Source organism: Bradyrhizobium sp. P5_C11_2 (genome assembly GCF_054049755.1).
This window is the reverse complement of record NZ_JBFULT010000519.1, coordinates 1-5426: the sequence shown is the minus strand read 5'-3', so window position 1 is coordinate 5426 and position 5426 is coordinate 1. Positions and strand designations below refer to the sequence as shown.

6 protein-coding genes and 1 pseudogene are annotated in these 5426 nt (G+C 61.6%); 3 read left to right on the top strand and 4 right to left on the bottom strand.

Annotated elements, in window-relative coordinates:
• A pseudogene (locus tag ACXJL8_RS32780) lies at positions 1 to 620 on the top strand (LLM class flavin-dependent oxidoreductase); the annotation flags it as partial.
• Positions 621 to 638: 18 nt separating this feature from the next.
• Here ACXJL8_RS32780 and ACXJL8_RS32775 read toward each other — a convergent pair.
• On the bottom strand, positions 639 to 782 hold the full coding sequence (locus tag ACXJL8_RS32775; protein WP_456620354.1) for a hypothetical protein: 144 nt from the start codon (positions 780 to 782) through the stop codon (positions 639 to 641).
• A 291-nt stretch (positions 783 to 1073) separates the two neighbouring features.
• Between ACXJL8_RS32775 and ACXJL8_RS32770 the strand changes: the two genes are divergently transcribed.
• Complete coding sequence (locus ACXJL8_RS32770; protein ID WP_456686282.1) at positions 1074 to 1340, top strand: hypothetical protein; 267 nt, start codon at positions 1074 to 1076, stop codon at positions 1338 to 1340.
• A 140-nt stretch (positions 1341 to 1480) separates the two neighbouring features.
• Here ACXJL8_RS32770 and ACXJL8_RS32765 read toward each other — a convergent pair whose 3' ends face one another.
• Complete coding sequence (locus ACXJL8_RS32765) at positions 1481 to 1699, bottom strand: hypothetical protein (RefSeq protein WP_456620355.1); 219 nt, start codon at positions 1697 to 1699, stop codon at positions 1481 to 1483.
• Positions 1700 to 2100: 401 nt separating this feature from the next.
• Here ACXJL8_RS32765 and ACXJL8_RS32760 point away from each other — a divergent pair, with 401 nt between their 5' ends.
• A complete protein-coding gene (locus tag ACXJL8_RS32760; protein ID WP_456686281.1) occupies positions 2101 to 2883 on the top strand; it encodes a helix-turn-helix transcriptional regulator in 783 nt (260 codons plus the stop codon).
• A 180-nt stretch (positions 2884 to 3063) separates the two neighbouring features.
• On the opposite strand, the gene ACXJL8_RS32755 is transcribed toward ACXJL8_RS32760, so the two are convergent.
• Both ACXJL8_RS32755 and ACXJL8_RS32750 read right to left on the bottom strand, forming a co-directional pair.
• Positions 3064 to 3864, bottom strand: coding sequence for a ThuA domain-containing protein (locus tag ACXJL8_RS32755; RefSeq protein ID WP_456620357.1), 801 nt, complete (start codon positions 3862 to 3864; stop codon positions 3064 to 3066).
• A 189-nt stretch (positions 3865 to 4053) separates the two neighbouring features.
• Positions 4054 to 4962 carry a tetratricopeptide repeat protein gene (locus tag ACXJL8_RS32750; RefSeq protein WP_456620358.1) on the bottom strand — a complete coding sequence of 303 codons (909 nt, stop codon included), beginning with the start codon at positions 4960 to 4962 and terminating at the stop codon, positions 4054 to 4056.
• Positions 4963 to 5426: the final 464 nt, after the last annotated feature.

The window sequence follows — 5426 nt, the reverse complement described above, 5'->3', positions numbered from 1 at the left end:
GTTTCCAGTTCGTCAGCGCGGATGCCGCCCATGCCTGGGTGCACGCCTATTACAATGCGATGACCAAGCGACTCGCAAAGCTCGCCGACTACGAGATCAATCCGAACATGGCGCTGGTGTCGTTCTTCATGTGCGCCAGGACGGATGAAGAGGCRCGCGCCCGCGCCGACGGTGCCACCTTCTTCCAGTTCGCGCTGCGCTTCTACGGCGCATCGCAGAACCGCCAGCGGCCCGCGCCCTACACCGTCAACATGTGGGACGAGTACAACAAGTGGAAGCGCGACAATCCGGAGGCGCAGGAGGCGGCGCTGCGCGGCGGCCTGATCGGTTMGCCCGACACCATCCGCAGGAAGCTCAAGCGCTTCCAGAGCTCGCATATCGACCAGGTCATCCTGCTGAATCAAGCGGGCAAGAACAGCCACGAGCACATCTGCGAATCGCTCGAGCTGTTCGGCCGCGAGGTGATGCCGGAGTTCCAGAACGATCCGGCGCAGGCGGCCTGGAAGAGGAGCGTCATGAGCGGCGAGATCAAGCTCGAGGAGATCGACACCCAGGCCTTCACCGACCGCTACGGCAAGCTCGCGGTCAACGTCGCCCCGGCGAGGGTGGTGGCGGGGTAGGGCGCGCACTCGCCAAAATCAATCCTTTGTCGGACGCGTTTTTGGCCGCCGATTTTCAGCCAGCGTAATCGCGCCGGTCGCCACCAGGACAATGACGATGACCGTGGCAAGCGCCTCCACCGAGGCCAGGGTGTCGTACCAGCGGTTCCAGAGCTCAAGCATGCGCTGGCCTCCATCGAGCGGGTGTCCACCAGCGATAAAATACGCTCCGTCGAAAGGACGTGCCTTCGCGCACAAGGACAATGCTACGTTTCGTCGCGCGCGGTTTGATCGCGCGGCAACATGACCTATGCCCGACGCCCGAATATCGAGCGAAGGTAGGTTCCGGTCGCCGTGCACTGAGATCGCCCGCGGCTATGTCGAAGATGTTGGCTGACTGTGAAGTAGTTTACATCCCCTGTTCTTGGCCCGGGCTAATGTGGCGGAAGCTTCTTGCTTTGAAGGAGGCATCCAATGCTCGCAGCAATCAAATGGAACTCCCGATACAACGCTCGCGAATGGGTGATGATGGTTGGCGTGCTCGCCGTCCAACTCCGTGCACTGAATGCAAATCGACAGAAGGGTAAAAGCAAGCCAAGGCGGCCACCCTGGAAACACTTCGACGACACCCATCATTGGGACGCAGCCGCGGAGGAATGGGTCCCCAACATGATCGGTGATCATGCAACGCATGATGCGTTCCGCAGGCCGAACTCCGAGACGTCAAGATCCCTTCGCTGACGGGGCTTCTGGCACCTTTACGCGGTCATGGGTTGACGTCCGTTGGCGGCGCCAAAGGGGACGTGCGGGGATGCCGTCGGGATCGACGCGAATGACCGAGCTGAGACATTGGCGCGGGGCTTCTGTCCCGCGTTTTGCGTTTAGGACCACGGCGGCTCTTCGCTCGCCCCGGCCGCCTCGTGGTGGGTCGTGACCCCCGCCGAACGCAAGCCGGTCAGCAATACAGTTCTTACAGAGGCCGGGTCGAATCCGATATCCTTGGCGTTTGGCGGATGTGCCTCGCTGCCCTTCAATCGGAGCGCCAAGTGCAATTGCTCGCAAAGGTGCTGAACGACGAGATTGACCTGATCGTCAGTCATGATCTGCTCTTCCCGCTACCATTTTGCTACCCAACTAAGTAGCACACATGAAAATGGGGCGGTACGCGATCGGGCCGCCCCAAGGATCAACCCCACGCGATTGCCCATGGGCGAGCTCCAAGATCGTCGGCCTATCGGGCGGACCGGAAGTGACTGGCGGGTGACTAGACGGTTCGATGTCCTCGGCCATAGGCCCCGGCTCGGCAGCGCACCGAAGAGGCCGCTGCGCTGCGTCCGGCGCACGAGACCTCACCGGGACAATCGCTCTCGTGTCCCGGACGCGCTGCAGCGTGTAACGCTGCTGCGCAGAGCCGGGACCCGCGCCGCAGGGAGATCGTGGCGCCTTCCGGCGCGCTGCCGTTGCTGATATCCTCCGCCAAAAGACCTTTTGGAGGAATACGATGCGGTCTCGCCCGGTGCCCGCAAATCCGGCGGCTAGCGATGTCACGCCCGCGGTACTCGCCATCGGCCGCCCCGATTTCCCAAAGGTTCTGATCGACACAATGCGCAGCCAGGCCGGAGTCGGCCATTGCATGGTGTTCGCGCTGGCGCGGAACGGTTTGGCGCGCTGCCTGCTCGATGTCGGCAACATCCCGATCGGCGCGGATCTCGGCGCCGCCTATGCCGGGCAGTTCCACGAATCCGATCCCAACCGTGATGCAATGTTCGAGGGGCAGGGCACTGCGCCGATCATGCTGCCGGCCTTCGCGCCGCGCATGTACGGCGCGCGCTATCGAAAAATATTCTTCGACGAGTCCGGCATCGTCGACAAATGCGCCACCGCGATCTGGGTCGACGACACCTGCTTCTACGTCAATTTCTACCGCATCGCCGCCCAGGGCCGCTTCAGCAACGCCCAACGTGCGCGGCTTCGCGCCATTGCACCGGCGATCGGCGCCAGCGTCGCGCGCCATTYCCAGCAAGGTGCGACGACCGAGCAGACTCTCGCCGCGCTGTTCGCGGGGCGCGCGCCGCTCGCCGACCTCACGCCGCGCGAGCAGGAGGTCTGCCGCCGCATTCTCCTGGGYTTCAGCTCCGAGGCGATCTCGCAAGCGCTCGGCATCAGCCTGCATTCGACCCTGACCTAYCGCAAACGCGCCTATGAGCGGCTCGGCATCTCTTCGCAGAACGAGCTGTTTTCGATCGTGCTGGGCTTGCTCGCAGGACCACGCGGCCTGAACTGAGAGCTACGCTTAGTCCGCGATGTCTGCTTGCGAGCGCAAAGCGGATGCGCAGTCCGCCCGTCGGGATCGTCGCCTTTGACCCGGAGCGGAAGTCGCAGGCCAAGACGGTCCGAACCTCTGGCACGGACACCAGCCAAACGAATCCGGCGGTGGYGCAAATGCGAAGTGCCGCGGCGTCTACTAGGGCGACCTTCGCATGGACCAGAGGATAGCGTTCGTGAGGATTCGCTGGTAGCGGGCGTCCTGCCAAACTGACGGCTCGTGGCCTAGCGCCGAATAAAATACTCGTCCCTCGCCATAGAATCGGGTCCAGGTGAGAGGCCAGCCATAGAATCGTTGATGCACGCCGGTCTTGCCAAGGTCCACCGAGCTTGGGTCGAGGCGCAGGAGCACGCGTGAACCACGATAGTCGAAGTCGCTGATTTGGTAGATCTCGTCCTCGACTTCCAACGAATTCCCGAGAAAAGCCACCAGGGGATCGCCAGGATCAACCACCTCAATCTTCACGGCCTGATGCCAAGGATGACCATTAAAGTAGCCGCCCACCAGATCGAGATAGTCCGGCCAAGCGTAGAATGTGTCCGTCGCCGAATGAACGCCAAGGAACCCGCGGCCCGAGCGCACAAAGTTGAGAAGAGCTCTCTTTTGCGCGTCGCTCATCGGAAGTTCTCCGGTTGTGTAGAACATCACCGCTGCGTAGCGCTCGAGGTTTTCGGTAGAAAATTCAGACGTGTCTTCCGTTGCAGTGACTTCAAAGACACCCGAATTGCTTCCGAGCTGGGTCAGGATTACCTTAGAAAGCGGTATGACATCATGCCGGTAGCCGGCGGAGTATGTGAAATAGAGGATGCGCTCTGGCGGACGCTCCGGATGCGCGCCGAGTGATCGGATTGCCGCCGCGCCGCCGAGGAGCGCGATGAACTCACGTCGCCTCACAATCGCCTCCGCCAAAACCAACCATGTGCTGAAGAAGCCTAGCACAGATCAGCCCGGCGCCGACCCTGGGGCATCGCCCTCTGGTGTCCTATGCAACACTGCTGGCCCATCAGCGAAGTGGCGAACCGTCTTATTGAGGTCCGCTACGTGGGTGGAAGCGGACTAGTTTTGCTCAGGCCGGGTTCTTCGCGTTTTGACCCACAGCAGACATTGCTTCCGCGACGCACGGGAATACTACCGTTCCGGTTTCGACTTCCACTCAACCGCCAGCTTCTGCGCTTCGGCGATCTGTGCCGGAGTCATCTGCTGCGCGATGCGATTTCGATTGCTGATCGCATCTTGGTCACTTCGCGCAGCCGCCAAACTGAGCCACATGTATGCTTGAATACTGTCTTGCGGCACGCCTAGTCCCGTAGCGTAACAGAGGCCAAGATATACCTGCGCTCCAATATGACCTTGGTCTGCAGCGCGGCGAAACCACTTCGCAGCCTCGATCCGGTTCTCGGACACGGCCACGCCCGCGAAATGCAGGACCCCGACGTTGAACTGCGCACCATCGTTACCGCGCTCGGCGGCAAGGTGATACCACTTCAATGCTTCAGCTTTGTTCTGAGGCACCCCATTGCCGTTGTCGTACAAGGTCCCCAGGTTGTACTGGGCGAAGGTATGGCCTTGATCGGCTGCGAGGCGCCACCACTTTGCAGCCCTAGCGTAATTTTTCGGCACACCTTGGCCGCCGTCGTACATGAACCCGAGTGCGTACTGCGCCTCAGCATTGCCTTGGTCGGCCAGCGGACGCCAGAGCCGTAGCGCGGTTGCGTAGTCGCGTCTGCTATGCGCCGCCTGCGCATCCTCAAACGGCCCCGCAACAGCGCCTCCCGCCATCGACAGCGGCGAAGCGAGCGCGAGAAGGACCAGGAGGATTCGGACGATCGGCATGAGAAACCTCAATTGGCGTCGCGCGATCGGCGCGGCACGCACCGCCGTCGCGACGATGGCGGCTTGTTTGTCGCGGGCCGCCGGCGAAAGGTTCACCGCCGACGGCCTCTTGCGGGCACAAACGAACGACCATTGCGCATTAGCCCGGATCCGTGCTTTTGCAAGCATGTCGCCTATTGGCCCATCAGCGAAGTAGTGGCGCACCTTATTGAGGTCCGCTCAGCGAGGCATGGCGGACCAGATTTGCTCAGGTTGAGTTCTTCGCATTTTGACCCATAGCAGACCTGCACCCGAGCATTCGCCGAGTGGCCGCCTTAGCCTCGCAGTGGCAGCGGGATGGAAGCAGTTAACGCGCGAGTGCAATCACTTCGTAATCTTAATTTGCGCGAAGGCGTCCCACCGAAATTGCTCACCCGCGCCGACGAGTTGATCGAATAACTCKCTCCTAGCTGAGGCGCTTGGGTCCACACCTAGCCCGAGCCGACTCGCGCAGCGCTTCATCGCACTCCGCTTCCGGGCGTATTCAGACCTTGAGAAAGCATTGGCGAGGTCTGGCAGTGACCCGGCAGCTGACTCTGGATGTAAGCCTGAAGTAGACCGGGCGCTCTAGCACCCGTCGTCTCCTTCCACGACGGTCGACAGGAAGCTGGAACGAGCCAGATCACATG

Bases quoted from the DNA above. Each gene is read 5' to 3' on its own strand.
- ACXJL8_RS32775 (WP_456620354.1), bottom strand. From the start codon at position 782: ATGCTTGAGCTCTGGAACCGCTGGTACGACACCCTGGCCTCGGTGGAG.
- ACXJL8_RS32770 (WP_456686282.1), top strand. From the start codon at position 1,074: ATGCTCGCAGCAATCAAATGGAACTCCCGATACAACGCTCGCGAATGG.
- ACXJL8_RS32765 (WP_456620355.1), bottom strand. From the start codon at position 1,699: ATGACTGACGATCAGGTCAATCTCGTCGTTCAGCACCTTTGCGAGCAA.